We start from the raw sequence: 20,087 nt of genomic DNA on the forward strand, positions 1-20,087 counted from the left end.
TTACATGAGCATGGCTCTGAGCATGAGCATGACATGCGCCTGAACATGAGCACGCCCCTGAACGTGAGCAAGAACATGAGCAAGAACCTGAACACGAAACTGCGCCTGGGCGCGCTGCCGGCCTTTGATGCGGCAGCGCGCAATCTCAACTTTCGCCGCGCGGCGCAAGAGCTGTCGCTCACCCAGAGCGCCGTGGCGCAGCGTGTACGCGAGCTGGAAACACAGCTTGGAGTAAAGCTTTTCCATCGTCTACCGCGTGGTTTGGCATTGACTCACGCGGGCCAGCGCTTCCATGAGCAGATCGCCCTAGCGCTGGGCAACATCGACAAGGCCGTGCGCGATGCCAGCCATGACCCCGCTGACACCACCCTGTCATTGAGCGTACCGCCCTCCTTTGCCGCCAAGTGGCTGATGCCCCGCCTGGCAAGCTTTCGCCACGCACATCCCGAATGGCAACTGCGGGTACACGCAAGCGAAGGACTTTCGAATCTGCATCAGGACGGGATCGATCTCGCCATACGCCAGGGCTATGGCCAGCATGACGCCGGACTCAAGGCGATATGGTTGACGGGGCTTGAGCGTATCGCCGTCTGCAGTCCCGGCTATCGGGAACAGCTGGGCGAGCGACTGGATAGGCTCGATATGCGCGGCAGCGTATTGATCGAGGACAGTCATCAGGGGTGGCATACCTTTGCGGCGCACTTCTCGGGGCTTGAGAAGGCCGATCGCCTCTGGGTCAATCACACCAGTCTCGCGATCGATGCCGCTCTGGCGGATCAGGGTATCGCGCTGACACCGCGCCTGATGGCGGCGGAAGGCATCGCGAAGGGGCAACTGGTCACCCTGTGTGGCCTGCCGAATCAGGGCCAGGGATTCTATCTGGTCTATCCCGGCGCACGGGCACATCAGGCAGAGCAGATCATGCTGCCGTGGCTTCGCCAGCAGCTGGGGCTGTCACACGAGACATGAGCGCACGCCCTCTTGCGCGCTCGACCCAGACTCCACAACGACACCACCACGACGACACCCCGGCGCTAGCCGGCGAAGGCGCGGCCCAGCGCCTGCTGATCCTGCTGAGCAAACAGCTCGCAGCGATCACGCCCCGAGGCCTTGGCACGATAAAGCGCCTCATCCGCCTGCTTGAGTATGGTCTCGAAGCTGCAGCCCTGGCCGGTGCCGGCGGCCGAGACCCCGATGCTGATGGTGGCGATGCCATGGCGTGAACTCCCCCCATGCGGTAGCGCCAGGTCGCGAACATGGCGGCGAATCTCTTCTGCGCGCGCCAACGCCTGTTGCGGCGTACAGGATGGCAGCAGCACCACGAACTCCTCGCCCCCGAAACGCGCCACGATATCGACATCGGGGTGCACGCTTTCAAAGATTGCCGTCGCGATACGCTTGAGGCACAGGTCCCCTTTCACGTGGCCGTAATGGTCGTTGTAGGCCTTGAAATGGTCGACATCGATCATGGCCACGCCGTATTGAAGCCGACTGTCGACCTGCTTGCCGAGCAGGGAGCTCACGAGACTGTCGAAGTGACGCCGGTTATAGACTTCGGTCAAGGGATCGATCGAGGCCAGGCGTCGGAACTCTTCATTCTTCTCGGTGAACTCCTCGACCCTGAGCTGCTCACGCAGCAACAACAGGTAGGAAAGGCGCTCGGCCTTTTCACTGCGCAGATTGGAAATGATCGAAAACAGCGTGATGGACAGAAACACCATCAACGCCATGAAACCCGCCGAGGCATAGGGCGCAGGATGGGCATTGACCAGATACAGCATCACGCCGAAATGGAAGGCCGAAGAGCACAGGGCATACCAGAAGCGCAGCTGAAACAGGACATTGCCCACCAGCACGATCAGGCCGAGTGCGAACAGGTCGAGAAAGGAATGTGGCGAGACTGACAACTGGATCAACAGGGCCGTGAAGATCATCGCGAAGCACACCAGCGCAGTCATCAACATCTCACGCAGTACCGGCGAGACACCCCGCTTGAGCAGGTAGATGCAGATCAGGGCGATGGGCGTCATGACCCCGACGCGAATGACGATGGCCTCCAGCATGTGGTCTGGGCGAAAGCGCCAGTCATTGAGCAGAAACAGCACATAGATACTGATCGCCACCGCGCCCATGCAGGCAAGCTTGTGGCTGCGCGCGACATGGATATCGTGCTCGAAGCGCGCTTCTATCTCGGCCGGGAAATGCACTCCCAGACCGCCCTCACGCTGTATCTGTCTGTCCACCTGCACCATCAGATCATTCATTCACGTCCCCTCCCTTGAGGACAGCCAATCAATGATCTCACTCTATACAAGGCGACACGGATCAATAAGTGCTCGGGCGCAAACGTGACAATCGTTCACAACCTTGTCAAACGCTTGTCCAAATTTCAGACAACTGTTTGGTCGCGCTAAACGCTCGATTATCAGAGCGGAGTGATGCCCCCGACAGCACTCCGCTCGCGATCTTCCCTGCGCAATCTCAGCGCTTGAGACTCCAGGGGGCGGCGATGCGGAAGAAGCGCAACGTCACCGCCTCATCCACCGGCCGTGTCAGCAATGACACCAGCACGAAGACCGGCAGGTTGAGCATCAGCCCCCAGAAACCGGCATGCAGGCCCAGCGGATGCGGCCATACGACGGTAAACAGCACCGTGACCACGAAGCCGGCACTGATGCCGCTGATGACACCTGCCGCCGAGGCGCGCGGCCAGAAGAACATGCCCACAAATGCCGGCAAGACCTGAGAGGCAAAGCCCAGCCCGATCAAGAGGATCATCACCAGATTGCCCGGCTCCCAGATCGCCAGGGGTGCCACGACCAGGAACATCACCGGGAAGATCAGCCAGCGCGCCAGCTTGCCAGCGCGCTGGTCATCAAGCTTGAGGCCCGGCTGCAGCACATCACGACTCAGGCTCAGGGCCACCGAGTGAATGAAGGGCTCGCTGGAGGACATCGAGGCCGCCAGCGTGCCCGCGCCCAACAGGCCCACCAGCCAGACCGGCATGTTGGCCATCGCGTATTCGAGCACCACGGTGTCGGCGCGCTCAAGCTCCGGCAGGCTGTAGATACCGATGAAGCCGACCACCACCAGCGGCAGGATCACCACATAGTAGGTCGGCAGCCAGCTGGCACTGCGACGGATGGTGCCGGCGGAGGCGGCGCTCATCCATTGCGTCCATACCGGCGGCATGAAGGACAGCATCGAGACGATGATCGAGGTGGTCCAGAAGCTGAAGCTCATGTCGCCGCCGGCGCCGGGCAGGCTCAGATACTCCGGATGGCTGGCCTCAAGACGCGTGAACACGCCACTGAAGCCCCATTCGCCGGTGGAGAGATAGGCCGCCCACAGGCCGATCACCCAGGCAACGACCAGCATCAACACGCCCTGGAAGGCATTGGTGCGCCCGATGGCGCGCTGGCCGCTGACGAACAGATAGACGGCGATCGCGCTGAGCACCAACAACACGCCAGCCCAGAGCGGAATGCGCCCGCCGCTCATCACCAGCAGGATGTAGGCCGAGCCGATGGTCTGCAGGACCGCGTAGGCGATGGAGGCAATCGACATCACCAGCGCCGACAGCGCGCCCAGCAGAGGGCTCTGATAGCGGTCCGCGATCGCGCTTGCCTGGGTGACATGCCCGAACTGCTCGCCGAACTTCCACACCTTGGGACCGAAGTACCAGGCCACCAGCGCCAGATAGGCCAGATAGATGGCGACATAGAACACCGGCACGCCCTTGCTGTAGGCCCAGCCCGGCGCGCCCATGAAGGTGTAGGCACTGACGCTGCCGGCGGCAATCAACAGATAGAGTGTCACGGGCCCCATCGAGCGCCCGGCGACTCCCCACTGCTCCAGCGTGTCCATGCGGCGGCCACCCCGCGCGCCGAGACCGATGGCCATGGCGAGGACGACATACCCCAGGGTGACCAGCAATGGCACGCTGTCATGCACGGACGAAAAGGCATGCGGATCAATCACGCGGCGCCTCCGTCTCTTTCGCCAGCGGGCGCTTTCGACAGTGGGTCTGCGCCGTGGCGACGGCGCAACAGGCAATTGCCCAACAGCATCGCGCCACTGCAGGCGAAGATGATCAGGTAACTCCAGATGATCAAGGACGGCATGCCCCACAACAGAGTCTGCTGGTTGATCCAGCCGATCACCGGCCAGATGCCCATCACGACCAGCAGCAGGAAGATCACCAGCAGGCTCCAGCCCCGCCAGGTCGAGGGCACGACGAGGCGCGGCAAGGAGCAGGGAGTCTCTGCAGTCCGGGCATCAGGCTGAGAGGAAGACGGGGTGTCAGGCGCGGCCAAGACGATCTCCGATGTGAACAGGGAGTGAATGAAAATTCTCGGCGCGCAGTGTAGCCGCTGCGCCCCGCCCTGTGGAGTCACCCTGGTGAATCCCGCTGTTGAGTCGCCCGGTTGAATCACCCTGTTGAGCCCCCCTGTCGAGTCCCCCTGTTGAATCACGCTGTTGAGTCACCCTGTGGCGCCATCTGGCATGAGATCGAGATGGCGACACGAGCTGACAGGGACAGGCGCTGCAAGGATGGGAGAAAGACGCCATCACAGGCAATCTTTACGAAAACTGCAAAAGTCTTTCATGATTTCGTGCGTTTATCACAAAGGTATCTCACGGCAGACTGCACAGCATCCAAGACCCACCCATTGCTGATGGAGAACTGCCATGCCCCTTGCCCTGCTGGCGCTGACATTGAGCGCCTTTGCCATCGGGACCACCGAGTTCGTGATCGTCGGACTGGTACCCACCATCGCTCAGGACCTGAGCGTCTCTCTGCCTTCCGCTGGCCTGCTGGTCAGCCTGTATGCCTTCGGTGTCGCCATCGGCGCCCCTGTACTGACCGCCATGACCGGCCGCTTCAATCGCAAGCTGGTACTGCTGGGACTGATGGCACTGTTCATCGCCGGCAACCTGTTGGCCTGGCAGGCACCCAGCTACAGCTCGCTGATCACGGCGCGCATCCTGACTGGCCTGGCCCACGGGGTCTTCTTCTCCATCGGCTCCACCATCGCGACAAGCCTGGTGAGCAAGGACAAGGAAGCCAGTGCGATCGCCATCATGTTCACCGGCCTGACCGTGGCTCTGGTCACCGGCGTGCCGCTGGGCACCTGGATCGGTCAGCACTTCGGCTGGCGCGCCACCTTCCTCGTGGTCTCGGTCCTCGGTGTGCTGGCATTGATCGGCAGCGCCATCCTGGTGCCCAACAATCTCAAGAAGAGCGTACCGGCCACCTTCGCCCAACAGATCAAGGTTCTGACCCATCCGCGCCTGCTGCTGGTCTACCTGATCACCATTCTCGGCTACGGCGGCACCTTTACGGCCTTCACCTATCTGGCCCCGCTGCTGCAGGACGTCAGTGGCTTCAATGAAGGCGCCATCAGTCTGATCATGCTGGTCTACGGCGTCTCGGTCGCCATCGGCAACATCCAGGGCGGCAAGCTGGCCGACCGCATGGGCCCGATTCGCGCCCTGACCCTGATCTTCGGTGGCCTGATCGTCATCCTCGGCATGCTGACCTTCACTGCCGCCAACCCGATCACCGCCGTGATCACCATCCTGATCTGGGGTGCCTTCGCCTTCGGCAACGTGCCGGGCCTGCAGGTCTACGTCGTGCAGCAGGCCGAACGCTTCGTGCCGCAGGCCGTTGACGTGGCCTCCGGCCTCAACATCGCCGCCTTCAACATCGGCATCGCACTGGGCTCCATCGTCGGTGGCCAGGTGGTCTCCGGGATGGCACTGACAGACACCGCCTGGATCGGCGCGCTGATCGTCACCGCCGCCCTGCTGCTGACCCTGCTGGCCGGTCGCCTCGACAAGCGTCACGCCTCTTCCATCGCGACCGCCTGATCCGCCGCGAAGCCTCCCGCCATCACGACGTGCCCCCGATTCCGACAGCTCAGCCTGCTGGCTCGGGGGCACCGTCGTCTACCCACCTGCTTGTTGAAGGAGTCCACCATGATCTCCCCGACCCGCCCGCTGGATCGCCTCACACAAGGCCCTCTGACCCTGGGCGTCGAACTGCCCCTCGACAATGACTGGGTCCACACTGACAGAGCCCCCTCCACGCCCTTCGGCGTGCCTGACATGCGCGCCCATGCCGAGCTGATCGGCCAGGTCGACAGGCTCGGCTTCCGCGCCGCCTGGTTGCGTGACGTGCCACTGTTCGACCCCGCCTTCGGCGATGCCGGTCAGGTCTTCGAGCTGTTCACCTACCTGGGCTATCTGGCCAGTCACACCGACAACCTGCTGCTAGGTACTGCCGCCGCGGTGCTGCCGCTGCGCCAGCCGTGGCTGGTGAGAAAGGCCGCCGCCAGCGTGCAGGCCCTGAGCGAAGACCGCCTGCTGCTTGGCGTCGCCAGTGGCGACCGACCGGCGGAATACCCGCTGTTCGGCGAGGAGTTCGCGACCCGTGGTGCCGCCTTCCGTCACGCGGTGGACGTCATCAAGGGCCAGGCGGACGACGCCCTGAGCGAAGGTCAGGCCATCCTGCCTGCCGCGACGCGTCCGCCGCTGTTGAGTGCCGGACTCTCCCAGCAGACGCCCGAGTGGATCGGTCGCGAGATGGACGGCTGGCTGGCCTACCCGGGCACACCGGAGGACCACATCCGTCGCGTGGCGCTCTGGCGTCAGGTCGCCGGTGACAAACCCTACGTCAGTTTCATCCACCTCAACCTGGAAGAAGACCCGCACGCCCCGGTGCGTCGTCATCGCTTCGGGTTGTCGAGTGGCCGCCTTGCCCTCATGGAAGAACTGTCGGCCATGCAGGATGCCGGGGTGAATCACATCGGCTTCCACCTGCGTCGCAATCGCCGCCCGCTCACGGAAACCCTCGAGGAACTGGGCCGTGAGGTGCTGCCGCACTTCTCATGAGGGCTGACGGTTCACACTGATCTGCCCCGCCATGGCGGAAAGGATTCACTGTTCACGCTTGCAAGGAGATCCCATGTCAGATTCCACAGAGACCACCACCCCGCAAGACATCAGTCACAGCGCCACCCGGGCGCCCGCCTGGGTATGGCAAGGCCCGGGAGAGCCTGAGGCGCTCGAGCAGTCAGAGGTGGACATCGGCGCCCCGGGTGACGGCGAGGTACTGGTCGCCACGCGTGCCATCGGCCTCAATCCCGTCGACTGGAAGTTCATGGCGATGGACAGTGAGCTGTGGCAAGCCGGTCAGATTCCCGGCGTCGATGCCTCCGGCGAGGTGATCGCCTGCGGTGCCAATATCAGTCACGTATCGCCGGGGGATCGCATCGCGGTCCACACCACCCTGGCGGGGCCGGGCACCTACAGCAAACGCCTGCGTGTGCCGGCGCGCGCCGTGATGCGTCTGCCCGTCACCCTGGGCTTCAATGACGCCGCCGCCTTCCCGTGCCCGGCGCTGACCGCCTGGCTTGCCATCGACAAGCTGCCCATCAAGGCCGGGCGACGCCTGCTGATCACCGGCGCCTCCGGCAGCGTGGGCCGCTGGTTGATCCAGCTGGCCAGACAGCGCAACTTCCACGTCATTGGCGTTGCCTCCGAGAAGCGCCACGCGGACCTCAAGGCGCTGGGCGCCGACGAGACGCTTGCGGACGCCGAGCAGCTGGACGCGCCGGTCTTCGCCGTGATCGATACCGTCAATGGTGATCACGCCCACAAGATGACCCGCCATCTGGGGGCCAATGGCCACATCGTCTGCATTCAGGACCGTCTGGAGGAGGCGGCCGCGCCGGCCTTCGATCGCGCCATCTCGCAGCACGAAGTCGCGCTGGGTGCGCTGCACTGGGCGGGTGACGACGAGGATTGGGCACGTCTGGTCGAGGCGGGTGAAGGCCTGCTCGAAGCGATCGCCGATGGCTCCATGAATCAGCCGGCGCCCTGCATCGAGCCGTTCACGGCGCTGCCGGCCTGCCTCGCCGAACTGGAGAGTGGTGAGCGTCGCGCCCTGAAATTCGTGATCACGGCTAACGAATGAGGCGCATGGCGGGCGGCGCGGGATTGTTGCGCAACCGGCACATGACTGATGCGTAGGCACGCCATTGTCGCGCCAGTTTCACAGCCCCAGTAAACACGACACAACACATGGAAACGTCCCCGCCGCACTCGGCGGGAACGTCAACAGGAGTTACCGCATGTCGACTACCCTACCAAATCCCGGCTTTGGCACCTTCCGCCTGGAAGGCGACACCCTGCGTGAGAGCATGAAGGCGGCGCTGGACGCCGGCTATCGTCATTTCGATACCGCCCAGTTCTACGGCAACGAAGCCGAAGTGGGACAGGTGCTCGCCGACAGCGGCATCCCACGCAGCGAGCTGTTCGTCACCACCAAGATCTGGTACGACCGCCTCCAGCCCGGTGACTTGGAAAAGAGCGTCGAGGAAAGCCTCGAGAAGCTCCAGATGGACTATGTCGACCTGCTGTTGATCCACTGGCCGTCACCCAATGACGAAGTCGCCATGGAGGACTACCTGCCGGCGCTCGCCAAGATGAAGGCCGAGGAGAAGACGCGTCATATCGGCATCTCCAACTTCACCTGCGAGCAGATGGAACGCGCCGTCGGCATTCTGGGGCGTGATGAGCTGCTGACCAATCAGGTCGAGGTGCATCCCTTCCTGCAGAACCGCAAGGTGCTCGACAAGTGTCAGGAGCTGGGGCTGGAAGTCAGCGCCTTCATGCCGCTGGCCGTCGGCAAGGTGATGGATGACGAGACCCTCAAGATCATCGCGGACCGCCACGGTGTCAGCCCGGCGCAGATCGCCCTGGCGTGGCTGAAGATGCAGGACATCGTGACCTTCCCGTCCTCCACCAAGCCGAAGAACATCCGCAGCAACATCGAGGCCTTCTCGCTGACGCTGACCGGCGAGGACATGGCCAAGATCGCCGAGCTGGACCGCGGCGAGCGTATCGCCAACCCGGATATCGCCCCCGACTGGGACTGATGGACTGAGCCCAATTGACTGACCTGATCGACGGGTTCAGTGACAAGAAAGCCTCCCGGGCACCCTGCCCGGGAGGCTTTTTCCGTTTTCCCCTGCCTTGATTTGATTCCGATGGATGCTCAGCGGTCCAGCCACCACACCCGAGTCACGGCCTCGGTGCCGGGGCGTGGTGCCGCGAGATCATGCTCATGCAGCAGATAGATCACCGTTCTGCCCGCCAGCCAGTCAGCGAGACCCTGCGCGACGCGTTGCGCCGTCGTGGCATCCAGCCCCGAGAAGGGCTCATCCAGCAGCACGAGGCCGGGGTTGGTCAACGCCAGGCGCGCCAGACTGATGCGCCGGGCCTGGCCACCCGACACCTGACGACCGCCCTCACCAACGCGTGTCGCCAGCCCCTGCGGCAGACTCGCGACCCAGTCGGCGAGATCCACCGCGTTCAGCACCCGCCACAGCGCGGCATCATCGGCGTCGGCGGCCCCCAGTCGCAGGTTATCAGCCAGACTGGCATCGAACATATCGACCTGCTGGGTGAGACAGCCGACGCCATCGGCAATCGCCAGCGGCGCGTAGTGATGCACCTCACGGCCATTGAGCAACACTCGCCCGCTCTGCTGTTCACCCACTGCGCTCTTCTCTTCAACACACCCTTTCAGCGCTTCATTGCGTCTGCTCTGCTGTTCATTGTGTTTGCTCTGCAGGCCGCGGGAGGCCAGGCTGGTCTGCCCGGTCAGCAGCGCTGCCAGCGTCGACTTGCCAGCGCCGGAGGCGCCACAGATCGCGACCTGCTCACCGGCTTCGACAGTGAGCGAGACGTTTGAAAATGCCTCGAACAAGGCGCCCGGGTAGCGGTAGCTGACCTGCTCCAGCGAGACGCTGATCGGTCCTGCTGACAGGCGAGCATCGCCATGCACGACACCCGCGGCGTGCTCGATATCGTTGAGGCGCTCCGCAGCGCCAAGCGTCGCCCCGGCCTGACTGAAGGCCGCCGGTAGCCCCGCCAGCCCCTCACCCAGCGCCATCGCCGCAAGCGGCAGCATCACCAGCATCGGGCCGCTGAGCTGGCCATCGCGCAGGGCGAGCATGCCCATCACCAGCAACAGCAACCAGGCGAGTCCGATCACCAGCACGGCCAGCGCATTGCCGACGGCACTGATGACCGCCAGCCGCCATTGGTCCGCCAACAGACGCGCCTCCACCGCCTCCAGCTGCTCACGCACATGGCCAAGCGCCGCGTAGGCCTCGAGTTCGGCATGCCCGCGCAGCGCCTCCATCAGGCTTGAGCGCAACGCCTCGAGAGTGGTCACACGCCGCCGGCTGGCCACCAGCCCCCAGCGTGCCTGCCCGAGTGTCAGCCACGCCCAGCCAGTCAACAGCAAGAGCGCCAGCCACGGCGTCGCGCCCGGCAGCCACACCAGCGTGATACCCAGCAGCGCCACGATCAGCAGCAAGGCCATCACCGGAGGTGCCGCCAGACGCAGATAGAGCGCATCGAGGGTGTCGATATCCGCGGTCAGACGATTGAGCCAGTCACTGGAACGCCGGGCTGCCAGCCGCGCGGGGTCCATGCTGACCAGCGAGGCGAAGGCACTGCCGCGCAGGCTGGCCAGCAGTCGCAGGATGGTGTCGTGATTGTAGAGACGCTCCAGATAGCGCGAGACGGTGCGCGAGACGGCAAACAGGCGAATCGCGCTGCCCGGCGTGTAGACATCCAGCACGGCGACGGCGCCGGCAGCCAGCGCCGCCCCCGTCAGGGCCGACGCCGTGATGAACCACCCCGAGACCGCCAGCAGTCCGAGTGCCGACAGCGCGGTCATTGTCATCAGCACCACGCCCAGCAGCAGTCGACGGCGGTAGCGCTCATGCACTCGCCACCAGGGCGCCAGCGCGGCCAGCGCCTCGCGCGTCGAGGGAGTGGAGCCAGGACCGAGAGTGCGAGCGGGTCCGATCATGATGCGCCCTCCCCAGCATCCTGTGTCTCTCCAATGGTGCCAACGACCCCATCACGGGTCAGGCACAGCTGACGCGTCGCCATGGCCCTCAAGGCCGGATGGTGGGTGGCGATGACCAGCGTACGGCCTTCTTCGGCCAACGCCTGGAAACCGGCGATCAGGCGCTGTTCGGTGTCGGCGTCCAGACTGGCGGTCGGCTCGTCGAGCAACACCAGCGGCGCATCGCTCAAGAAGACCCGCGCCAACGCCAGACGCTGGGCCTGGCCGCCGGACAGGCCGCGCCCACCTTCGCCCAACGGGCTATCGATGCCCTGCGGTAAGGCGGCCAGCACCTCGGCAAGGCCGGCGCGCGTCAGCGCCTGCGCGATATCATCGTCACTGGCGTCTGGCGCGGTGATACGCAGGTTGTCGGCCAGACTGCCCTGCATCAGCAGCGGCCGTTGATCCATCCAGGCAAGGCCAGTGGTATCTCGGCGCAGGCATTGGCCTTCATCGGGTGCCACGAATCCCGCCATCAGTTGCAACAACGATGACTTGCCGGCCCCGGACGGGCCGCTGACCACCAGCACCTCGTGGGCCTTCAAGGTGAGATCCAGCGGGCCAAGCACCCTGCCCCGCCCGGGATGCGTCAGCGTGACGGCCTCCAGCTGCAACATCACATCGTTGGGCAGCGAGACACTGACCGACGCAGTCGTGGAGACCTGACGCGCCGACGCGATGGGCGTGTCGAGCAGCTCCAGCAGCGAGTCCGCGCCGGCCAAGGCCGAGGCGCGATCATGATAGTGCTGAGACAGGGTGCGCAGCGGCTGGAAGAACTCCGGTGCCAGCAGCAGGATCAACAGCCCGCTGAACAGGGTCAGCGACTGGGCGGGCCCGAAGGGAATGTCGCCCAGCAAGCCGAAGCCGATATAGATCGCGACCACCGCGATCGACACCGACGAGAAGAACTCCAGTACCGCTGATGAGAGGAAGGCGAGGCGCAGCGTACGCAGACTGCGGCGACGATAATCATCGGCGACCAGCGTGACCTCGCGCGTGGCCTGCTCGCCCAGGCCGAACAGCCGCAGCGTGGTGATCCCGCGGACGCGATCGACGAAGTGGCGCGACAGGCGCGCGACCGCGACGAACTGCTCGCGATTGAGCGACTCGGCCCCCATGCCGACCAGCGCCATGAATAGCGGGATCAGCGGCGCGGTCAGCGCGAGAAGAATCGCCGCCAGCCAGTCCTGACTGACCACGATGGCCAGAATCACCAACGGGCTGATCAATACCAGGCGCAGCTGCACGTGGAAACGCGCAAAGTAGCCTTCCAGCGCCTCGACCTGCTCGACCCAGCGCTGGGCCACATCGGCGCCATGAAACTGCGCGGCGCGCACCGGGCCCAATGCCTGCAGGTGATCCAGCACCTCTCGACGCACCCGCTGGCGCAGGCGCTGACTGGCCTTCTGGGCGCATAGCTCCTGCGCGGCACTCAGCAGGGCGCGCACCGCCAGCAGCGCCACCAGGCCGCCGAACGGCCACCACAGGCGGGCCAACGCCTCGGGCTGCTCGATCACCTGGGTGACCAGCCAGGCCAGCAGCACCAGTTGCGCAACCGTTGCCAGCCCCGCCAGTGCGCCGCACAGCGCCGCCATAGCCAACAGGCGACGCTCGCGCGTCGCCTGTTGGGTGAGCCACTTGCCGGCGGCCTTGCGTCGGGCCTTGTCGCGCTCCTTGCCAGTGACACTGGCGTCGCTGACGCTGGCGCGCGCCGTATCATTGCCAGCGGCGCTGGTCGGGGCCTCCTGTGCTGCCCCCTGCTCTGCCCCCTGCGCTGCCCCCTGCGTGAGATCAGTGATAGCCACCGTCCTGCACCTTGCCGCGGAAGACCCAGTAGCTCCAGGCGGTATAGCCCAGCACGATGGGAATCACGAACAGTACGCCGATCAGCAGGAACAGCTGCGCGCCCGGGTCTGACGCCGCATCCCAGATGGTGATGTCCGGCGGCACCAGATACGGCCACTTGCTGAAGATCAGCCCCAGATAGGTGAACAGGAACAGTCCCAGGGTCGCGACGAAGGGCTGGCCCTCCAGACGCTTGCTGACGGCACGCCAGATGAAGGCCGCACAGCACAGCGCCAGCACCGGGAAGACCCAGAACATGCCGATATGATTGAACCAGCGCTCGCGCACGTATTCATCGACGAACGGTGTGTAGAGGCTGATGACCCCGAAGCCGACCAGCACGGCAATCAGCAGCTTGGGCGTGATGCGATAGGCCCAGGCCTGAACCTCGCCTTCACTCTTCAGAATGGTCCAAGTGGCGCCCAGCAGAGCGTAGCCCGCCACCAGCGCGAGCCCGGTGATCACCGTGAAGGGGGTCAGCCAGTCAAAGGCGCCTCCGACATAGATATGGCCTTCGGTGGCAAAGCCCTGGATATAGGCCCCGACCACCACGCCCTGACAGAAGGTCGCCACGTAGGAACCGCCACTGAAGGCGACGTTCCACCAATGCCGATTGCGCGTGGACTTGAAGCGGAACTCGAAGGCGATCCCGCGGAAGATCAGCCCGGCCAGCATCAGGAAGACCCCCAGATACAGCGCCGGCAGCAGAATGGAGTACACCGCCGGAAACGCCGCCAGCAAGCCGGCCCCGCCCAGCACCAGCCAGGTTTCATTGCCGTCCCAGACCGGCGCGACCGAATTCATCATCACGTCACGGGCGTGTTCATCCGGGGCGAAGGGATAGAGGATGCCGACCCCGAGATCGAAGCCATCCATCAGGATGTACATCATGATGCCGAAGCCGATGATCAGCGCCCAGATCATGGTCAGATTGATCAGTTCCATGTGCTCAACTCCTTACCGTACGGCTGGCATCATCATCGAGACTCTCGTGCGCGGCGGACAGCGGGCGCATCGCGGTTTCGACATCGTCATGCGGCAGCTCAGGCTGCATGCCGCCACGGATGACGCGCGTCAGGTAGTAGCTGCCGGTTACGAAGACCACCAGATAGACCAGGAAGTAGCCGATCAGCGTGGCAAGCACCATCCAGCCGGTCAGTGACGGCGTGACGGCCTCCTGCTGGGTCATCATCTCGTAGACCAGCCACGGAGAGCGCCCGGCCTCGGTGACGAACCAGCCGGCCAGCACGGCGAAGAATGGCGCGATCGACATCAGGCGCAGCGTCTGCAGGAAGGGGCGCGAGCGATAGAGCTTGCCATCGCGACGCAGGAACAGGCCGATGAACGCCACCGCGATCATCACCAGCCCCACCGCCACCATCACGCGGAACGACCAGAACACGAACCACACCGGCGGCTGCATGTCGGGCTCGACCTCCTTGAGGCCCGGCACCACGCCATCGGGGTCATGGGTCAGGATCAGGCTGGCCAGCTTCGGGATCGCGATCTCGAAGTGGTTCATCTGGGCTTCCTTGTCCGGCCAGGCGAACAGCAGCAAGGGCGCGCCCGACTGGGTCTCCCAGTTGCCTTCCATCGCCGCGACCTTGGTCGGCTGATGCTCCAGCGTATTGATGCCGTGCATGTCACCCACCACCGCCTGCGCCGGCGCCAGCACCAGCAGCAGCCACATGCACATCGACAGCGCGCGCTTGTTGGCCTCGACATCACGTCCGATCAGCAGATACCAGGCACTGACCCCAGCCACCACGAAGCCGCCGGTCAGGAACGAGGCGATCGCCATGTGCGTGAAGCGATACGGGAAGGAGGCATTGAAGATGGCCGCGCTCCAGTCATTCACGAAGAAGTGGCCATCAATGAAGTCGACGCCCGCCGGTGTCTGCATCCAGCTGTTGGAGGACAGGATCCAGAAGGAGGAGATGAAGGTTCCCAATGACACCATCAGTGCCGCGAACAGGTGGACGCCTTCCGGCACCTTGCCACGCCCGAACAACAGCACGCCGAGGAAGCCGGCTTCAAGGAAGAAGGCGGTCACCACCTCATAGCTGAGCATCGGGCCGATGAAGTTGGAGGTGGCATAACTGAAGTTGCTCCAGTTGGTGCCGAACTGGAAGGCCATCACGATGCCGGAGACCACGCCCATCGCGAAGACCACGGCGAATACCTTCACCCAGAACGCCGCAAGGCGCTCCCAGGCGGCATTGCCTGTCTTGTAGAAAAGGCCATGCAACAAGGCCACATAGGATGCCAGACCGATGGTAAACACCGGAAAGACGGCATGAAAGGACACGACAAATCCGAACTGTATGCGTGACAGGATCACGGGATCCAGTTCCATGGGCGACTCCTCAGGACTCCAGGGGTTGCACTCTGTTCATCCCGTTATGGGACGCACAGTCGCAGCGATATCACGGTCAGGCCCGTGACGACAAGGCATACCACCAAACTCCATCGATCATGGCAGTCATCTTTCTACCAGCTGACCCAAAGAGCATAGAAAACACCAGGCTATCGTGCACGATGACGCTTTGCCGCAGGCCCAGCCATGCGATCAATCGCCGTGTTGGTGATCGATCAGGCCCGCCATATTGCATGACAGCATCCACGTATTTTCCACTCGGCATGCTCAGGCTTGCCATCTATATTTCGCCGCACATCCGCCTTTATTGACGTACATCAAGATAACCACACGTCGAGCCTCGAATACGACCAATGCCAGGGGCCGTCGGACGCGATTTATCTTGAATTCTGCCGTGCTGCGCACCCTGAGCCGGCCAGGTATGTGCGCCCTGATGGCGGCATAAAGACAAGGCGCGCCCCCTTTCGAGAACGCGCCTGGCTGTCTCCATCTCTTCCCTCTTCCGTTTTATCTATTTCTTCTCTCTTCTCTCTTCTCTGTTCTCTCTATCCTTTTTCTTGTTGCCCTGCCCCTTCGCGTCAGAAACTCACCGTACGACACAGCAGTCGCGCCCCTGATGCTTGGCGTCATAAAGCGCCGCATCGGCGGCACGTACCAGATCGGTCAGATTGGTGTGCTGCTCGGCCTTGTAGCTCACCGCCCCGACGCTGACGGTCAGTACTTTCGCCACGGAGCTTTCAGGGTGGATCAGTTTGAGCGCACGCACCTTGCGACGGATGCGTTCGGCGCAGGCCCGCAATTGCCGCTCGGTCACTGACTCCAGCATGATCAGGAATTCCTCGCCGCCATAGCGCACCACCATGCCCGGCTGCGGGCCGATGGCAGCCTGAAGCGCCTCGGCAACCTGCTGCAGGCAGTGATCCCCTTCCACATGGCCATGATGGTCGTTGTAGGTCTTGAAGTGATCGACATCCACCATCAGGATCGCCAGCCCGTCTTCACGGGTCAGGTCCGCCCAGCGCTGGGCCAGATCCCGCTCCAGGTGACGCCGGTTGAAGACGCCCGTCAGCGCATCGCAGTTGGCCTCTCGGGTAAGACGTTGCCCGGCAGCCCGCTTCTCCTCCAGCAACAGTCGCTCACGCTGGCGCAGCAACCACACCTGACGCTGATTGTGCTCGAGCTGATGGTTGGCCAATAGCGAGAGCCCCGTGGTGCTGACGAAGATCACCATCGCCAGCAGCTCCAGCCCCTCCTGACCGGCAGGTTCCAACACGATCACCCCGGCCATGATGAGCGTGCAGGTCAGCGACGCCGTCAGTGCCTGGGGGAAGCGCAGCCGAAAGAGAATGTTGCCGACCATCGGAAAGAAGCCGAACAACAGCGTATCGACATGCGAAAGCTCGGTGCGCGACAGCTGCAACAGGATGGCGCTGACCAGCATGGTGTTGATCACCAGCGCGGTCATCAGCCATTCCTTGAGCCGCATGGAAAACGCGCGCTGCACCAGCGGCAGCACCAGCATGGCCACCACGCAGACACAGCCCAGCCGCAGCATGGCGGCCAGTGCCAGATCCTCACTGCGATGGATGGTGTCACTGATCAGGAAGGTGGCATACATCACGAAGGCGAAGATGCCGGAATACAGCAAGCCGCGCGTGCGCGAGACGCGCGTCTCTTCCACATACCGGGTCTCGAGGGTGTCGGGGAACATGAGCCGCCAGCGTGACGCGCCGCGACCGTCGATCAGCCCCTCGACGACACCGCGCTCGGCAGCCACCGCCGCCGGCATCATCGCCTCGCCGGCGCCGGGGAGTCGCTTTTGACTTCTCATGACAGGCCCGCTCCGCCCATCGGCGGCCTGTGATCTGGCAACTCAGCCTTCTGTTCATCGTGCTGCGCATTCTGCCGCTCACCCTGCTGCGCAGCCTGGCGCTCATCGTCAAGGCCATCGTGAAGGCCATCACGCAGGTCATCACTGGCCTGGGCGCGCGCCTTGCCATGGCCGTTGCCACGTTGCACGCAGGTACGGTTGCGGCCATGGCGCTTGGCACGATAGAGCCCCTTGTCGGCCTGATCGACCCAGCGGCTGAGCAGCGTCTCGACCGCCATGTCACGCGTCTTCTCATCTTCCATCCCCTCGCCCTCGAGCAGGCGCGACAAGGGGATGACGTAAAGCCCCACACTCAGGGTGACGACGCCGAGTTCCGACTCGCGGTGAGGCAGCTTGAGCGACTTGATGGCATAGCGCATTGCCTCGGCCAGGCTGCGCGCATGCTCGAGATCCCGCACGGCCACCAGGGCGGTAAACTCCTCGCCGCCGAAGCGGACGACGCTGGCCAACGCAGCCTCTTCCCCCTCGAGAGAACCGGCGATGCCAGCGCCTTTTTCCCTGTCCAGTGTTTCCTGCAAGGCCTGGGCGATCTGATACAGGCAGTTGTCGCCCGCGACATGTCCGTAGTGATCATTGAAGGCCTTGAAGTGATCGACATCCATCATCATCAGCGCCAGACATGGTAACGGTGGCACCGGATGGGACGCTGACACGCCGCTCTTCGCCTGCTGAGCATCGCCATGGTGCTGCTTGAGCACCTCGATCAGATGACGGCGATTGTAGAGCTGGGTCAGCGGATCGAGACAGGCCATTTCCTGCAGCTCGGCATTGCGTGACTCCACGTCCTGCAGGCGCAGTTGATCGATGGAGGTCATCAGATAGGCATGACGGGCCGAGAACTCGATGCGGAAGCTGGCAATCAGCGAAAACAGGCAGAACGCCATGAAGACGAAGACGATCGCGAAGTCCATATGGGCATAGGGCATCGTTACGCCTAGCGCCACGCTGATCACGATGGCCATCCCCCCTGCCGACAGCACCAGAGACGCGACGAAGCGCAACTGCATCAGGACGATACCGACCAGTGGCACCACGCCCAGCGCATAGAGTTCGAGGAAGCAGCGCAGGTGGTTCTCGCGCACCGCCAGCCACGTCGCCAGGCCGATCACGCCCCACAGGGTCGCGACCAGCAGCGCCTCGCGCCCGGCGGGGCGACAGACCTCACTCTTGAGTACCAGCACGAGGATCGCGAGCGCGATGCAGACATACAGGCGCAGCATCACGGCGAGATTCTCTGTCACCGGCATCGCGACCGGCGCATAGACGGTGTCATAGAGCACGAACATCAGCTGGAAGATGATCAGGTTCCAGCAGCCCATTACGGCACGGCTCATGCGCCGACGATGCTCGAACTGTTCAAAGTCCCTCTCGAGTTCAGGGGCAAAGCTCAGCCTCGCAGGAGTCGTGGCACTCAGGTGTTGCTCCAATATTGCCATTCGTGAAGGCATGTCTGATTTCCCTTCGATCGCCCTGCTTTCTTTATCACATGCGCAGATGTTGAAAGCCACGCTGACGGAAATGCTCAAGCGCCGCATGTCCGTGTTGATACCTCGCTCATGAACGAAAATCCAACGAAAAGCCGGGCCTCGATGAGGCCCGGCGTTCTTGATGCAGCTGACTGCTCTGGCTGGCTCAACCGACGATGGCGTTGAGCAGCAACAGGGTGATGATGGAAATGGCCCAGGCCAGCGTCGTCGGCAGGGTCAGCACCAGCATCTGATGCTTGGTGCTCTTGACGCCGAGCATGCGATTGACGACCCAGAAATAGCTGTCATTGAAGTAGCTGAAGAACATCGCGCCGATACAGGCGGCCTGCGCGGCCAGCACCATGTTGACGTCCGGCATGCCCATCAGGATAGGTGCGGAAATCGAGGCCGCGGTAATCATCGACACCGTGCCACTCCCCTGGATGAAGCGCACCAGGGTGGCGATGATGAACGGAATCAACAGCGGCTGAAGCCCCAGTGCCGCCACCTGCATGGCGATGTAATCGCCGCCACCACTGGCACGCAGTACCGAGCCCAGCGCACCACCGGCACCGGTGACCAGCAGGATGATACCCGCCGTCTCGACACCCTTTTCCAGATGATCGAACACTTCCTGCTTGGGGGTCTTTGGCATCAGACCATAGATGGCGACCAGCACCCCGATACCCACGGCGATCACCGGGTTGCCGACGAAGGCGATGGTGCTGGTGAGCGCATTGCTGGTATCGCCCATCACGGCACTGACCAGCGTATTGAGGAAGATCAGCGCGATGGGCAGACCGATCGGCATGCAGGACATCAGCAGGGAAGGCAGCTCCGATTCAGGCATCATGCTGTCGGTGTCATGCTTGACGCTACCTTCGAAACCACCCGGCTGGGCTTCCAGCATCGCCTCGATACGCGGGCCCATCAGGCGGGCATAGATCACCAGTGCAATCAGCGCCGGCGCGGTAATCACCAGGCCCCAGCCGATCATCAGACCGATATCGACACCGAAGATACCGGCCACGCCCAGCGGGCCCGGGGTCGGTGGCACGCTCGAGTGGGTGATGATCAAGCCGGCCGCCAGCGCGATGCCCAGACCGATCACCGAACGTCCGCTGTTGCGCGCCAGTGAACGCACCAGCGGGTTGAGGATGACGTAGGCCGAATCACAGAAGATCGGGATGGAGACGATGTAGCCCGTCAGCGCCATCGCGGCCTCTTCCTTGTTCTTGCCCAGCAGATTGAGGATGGCGTAGGCCATGCGCTGGCCGGCACCGGTCACCTCCAGAACACGCCCCATCATCACGCCGAAGCCGATCACGAGGCCGATGGTGGAAAGCGTCTTGCCGAAACCGGTGGTGATGGCACTGATGACCTCATTGGGCGGCATGCCACCGATCAACCCCGCCAGCGAGGCGGCGATGATCAAGGCCAGCAAGGCATGCACGCGGGTTTTCAATACCAGATAGATCATGACGAAGATGGCGATGCCCAGGCCGATGATGACCTGTGGCCCCGCGACGGCGGCGTCTGTCATGGGGTGCTACTCCTGTAGTTTGTTATTGTGTG

The 20,087-nt window shown here is 63.5% G+C and carries 15 protein-coding genes; 5 read left to right on the forward strand and 10 right to left on the reverse strand.

Features of this window, described 5'->3' with window-relative positions:
- The first annotated feature begins 33 nt into the window (after window positions 1–33).
- Window positions 34–969 carry a LysR substrate-binding domain-containing protein gene (locus tag HA399_RS09940; protein ID WP_404324834.1) on the forward strand — a complete coding sequence of 312 codons (936 nt, stop codon included), beginning with the start codon at window positions 34–36 and terminating at the stop codon, window positions 967–969.
- Window positions 970–1,034: 65 nt separating this feature from the next.
- Here the strand turns inward: HA399_RS09940 and HA399_RS09945 are convergent, their stop codons facing one another.
- From HA399_RS09945 to HA399_RS09955, 3 genes are all read right to left on the reverse strand, one after another.
- Window positions 1,035–2,264: a GGDEF domain-containing protein gene (locus tag HA399_RS09945; RefSeq protein WP_215822954.1), complete on the reverse strand. Its 1,230-nt coding sequence runs from the start codon at window positions 2,262–2,264 to the stop codon at window positions 1,035–1,037.
- A 217-nt stretch (window positions 2,265–2,481) separates the two neighbouring features.
- Window positions 2,482–3,903, reverse strand: a complete 1,422-nt coding sequence (locus HA399_RS09950; protein ID WP_404326956.1) for a sodium:solute symporter — start codon at window positions 3,901–3,903, stop codon at window positions 2,482–2,484.
- Between the two features lie 74 nt (window positions 3,904–3,977).
- Window positions 3,978–4,316 (reverse strand): hypothetical protein, encoded by a 339-nt coding sequence (locus tag HA399_RS09955; RefSeq protein ID WP_404324835.1) that lies wholly within the window; start codon window positions 4,314–4,316, stop codon window positions 3,978–3,980.
- Between the two features lie 376 nt (window positions 4,317–4,692).
- Between HA399_RS09955 and HA399_RS09960 the strand changes: the two genes are divergently transcribed.
- From HA399_RS09960 to dkgB, 4 genes are all read left to right on the forward strand, one after another.
- Window positions 4,693–5,874 (forward strand): MFS transporter, encoded by a 1,182-nt coding sequence (locus tag HA399_RS09960; RefSeq protein WP_404324836.1) that lies wholly within the window; start codon window positions 4,693–4,695, stop codon window positions 5,872–5,874.
- Between the two features lie 108 nt (window positions 5,875–5,982).
- Entirely contained in the window at window positions 5,983–6,897 is a 915-nt protein-coding gene (locus HA399_RS09965) for a TIGR03571 family LLM class oxidoreductase (protein ID WP_404324837.1), read from the forward strand.
- Between the two features lie 73 nt (window positions 6,898–6,970).
- On the forward strand, window positions 6,971–7,981 hold the full coding sequence (locus tag HA399_RS09970; protein WP_404324838.1) for an alcohol dehydrogenase catalytic domain-containing protein: 1,011 nt from the start codon (window positions 6,971–6,973) through the stop codon (window positions 7,979–7,981).
- A gap of 157 nt (window positions 7,982–8,138) precedes the next feature.
- On the forward strand, window positions 8,139–8,945 hold the full coding sequence (dkgB, locus tag HA399_RS09975) for a 2,5-didehydrogluconate reductase DkgB (RefSeq protein ID WP_054557189.1): 807 nt from the start codon (window positions 8,139–8,141) through the stop codon (window positions 8,943–8,945).
- Between the two features lie 119 nt (window positions 8,946–9,064).
- Here the strand turns inward: dkgB and HA399_RS09980 are convergent, their stop codons facing one another.
- The 7 genes from HA399_RS09980 to HA399_RS10010 all read right to left on the reverse strand — a co-directional run bounded on the left by HA399_RS09980 (window position 9,065) and on the right by HA399_RS10010 (window position 20,055).
- Entirely contained in the window at window positions 9,065–10,894 is a 1,830-nt protein-coding gene (locus HA399_RS09980; RefSeq protein ID WP_404324839.1) for an amino acid ABC transporter ATP-binding/permease protein, read from the reverse strand.
- Window positions 10,891–12,738, reverse strand: coding sequence for a thiol reductant ABC exporter subunit CydD (cydD, locus tag HA399_RS09985; RefSeq protein WP_404324840.1), 1,848 nt, complete (start codon window positions 12,736–12,738; stop codon window positions 10,891–10,893). Before cydD ends, HA399_RS09980 begins: the two co-directional genes overlap by 4 nt.
- Window positions 12,725–13,723 carry a cytochrome d ubiquinol oxidase subunit II gene (cydB, locus tag HA399_RS09990; RefSeq protein WP_054557187.1) on the reverse strand — a complete coding sequence of 333 codons (999 nt, stop codon included), beginning with the start codon at window positions 13,721–13,723 and terminating at the stop codon, window positions 12,725–12,727. Before cydB ends, cydD begins: the two co-directional genes overlap by 14 nt.
- Window positions 13,724–13,727: 4 nt before the next feature.
- A complete protein-coding gene (locus tag HA399_RS09995; RefSeq protein ID WP_054557186.1) occupies window positions 13,728–15,134 on the reverse strand; it encodes a cytochrome ubiquinol oxidase subunit I in 1,407 nt (468 codons plus the stop codon).
- Between the two features lie 607 nt (window positions 15,135–15,741).
- Window positions 15,742–16,986 carry a diguanylate cyclase domain-containing protein gene (locus HA399_RS10000; RefSeq protein ID WP_404324841.1) on the reverse strand — a complete coding sequence of 415 codons (1,245 nt, stop codon included), beginning with the start codon at window positions 16,984–16,986 and terminating at the stop codon, window positions 15,742–15,744.
- Window positions 16,983–18,380: a GGDEF domain-containing protein gene (locus HA399_RS10005; protein ID WP_404324842.1), complete on the reverse strand. Its 1,398-nt coding sequence runs from the start codon at window positions 18,378–18,380 to the stop codon at window positions 16,983–16,985. The genes HA399_RS10000 and HA399_RS10005 overlap by 4 nt, the downstream gene beginning before the upstream one ends.
- A gap of 298 nt (window positions 18,381–18,678) precedes the next feature.
- Window positions 18,679–20,055, reverse strand: coding sequence for a GntP family permease (locus HA399_RS10010; RefSeq protein WP_054557183.1), 1,377 nt, complete (start codon window positions 20,053–20,055; stop codon window positions 18,679–18,681).
- Window positions 20,056–20,087 lie beyond the last annotated feature (32 nt).

Source organism: Cobetia sp. UIB-001 (assembly GCF_044789135.1).
Lineage (GTDB): Bacteria > Pseudomonadota > Gammaproteobacteria > Pseudomonadales > Halomonadaceae > Cobetia > Cobetia amphilecti.

What these genes read in the sequence shown, in the direction of transcription:
- HA399_RS10005 (WP_404324842.1), bottom strand. Translation starts at nt 18,380, where the DNA reads ATGAGCCGTGCCGTAATGGGCTGCTGGAACCTGATCATCTTCCAGCTG.
- cydB (WP_054557187.1), bottom strand. Translation starts at nt 13,723, where the DNA reads ATGGAACTGATCAATCTGACCATGATCTGGGCGCTGATCATCGGCTTC.
- HA399_RS09995 (WP_054557186.1), bottom strand. Translation starts at nt 15,134, where the DNA reads ATGGAACTGGATCCCGTGATCCTGTCACGCATACAGTTCGGATTTGTC.
- HA399_RS09970 (WP_404324838.1), top strand. Translation starts at nt 6,971, where the DNA reads ATGTCAGATTCCACAGAGACCACCACCCCGCAAGACATCAGTCACAGC.
- HA399_RS09945 (WP_215822954.1), bottom strand. Translation starts at nt 2,264, where the DNA reads ATGAATGATCTGATGGTGCAGGTGGACAGACAGATACAGCGTGAGGGC.
- HA399_RS10010 (WP_054557183.1), bottom strand. Translation starts at nt 20,055, where the DNA reads ATGACAGACGCCGCCGTCGCGGGGCCACAGGTCATCATCGGCCTGGGC.
- HA399_RS09980 (WP_404324839.1), bottom strand. Translation starts at nt 10,894, where the DNA reads ATGATCGGACCCGCTCGCACTCTCGGTCCTGGCTCCACTCCCTCGACG.
- HA399_RS10000 (WP_404324841.1), bottom strand. Translation starts at nt 16,986, where the DNA reads ATGAGAAGTCAAAAGCGACTCCCCGGCGCCGGCGAGGCGATGATGCCG.
- HA399_RS09950 (WP_404326956.1), bottom strand. Translation starts at nt 3,903, where the DNA reads ATGGCCATCGGTCTCGGCGCGCGGGGTGGCCGCCGCATGGACACGCTG.
- HA399_RS09965 (WP_404324837.1), top strand. Translation starts at nt 5,983, where the DNA reads ATGATCTCCCCGACCCGCCCGCTGGATCGCCTCACACAAGGCCCTCTG.
- dkgB (WP_054557189.1), top strand. Translation starts at nt 8,139, where the DNA reads ATGTCGACTACCCTACCAAATCCCGGCTTTGGCACCTTCCGCCTGGAA.
- HA399_RS09940 (WP_404324834.1), top strand. Translation starts at nt 34, where the DNA reads ATGCGCCTGAACATGAGCACGCCCCTGAACGTGAGCAAGAACATGAGC.
- HA399_RS09960 (WP_404324836.1), top strand. Translation starts at nt 4,693, where the DNA reads ATGCCCCTTGCCCTGCTGGCGCTGACATTGAGCGCCTTTGCCATCGGG.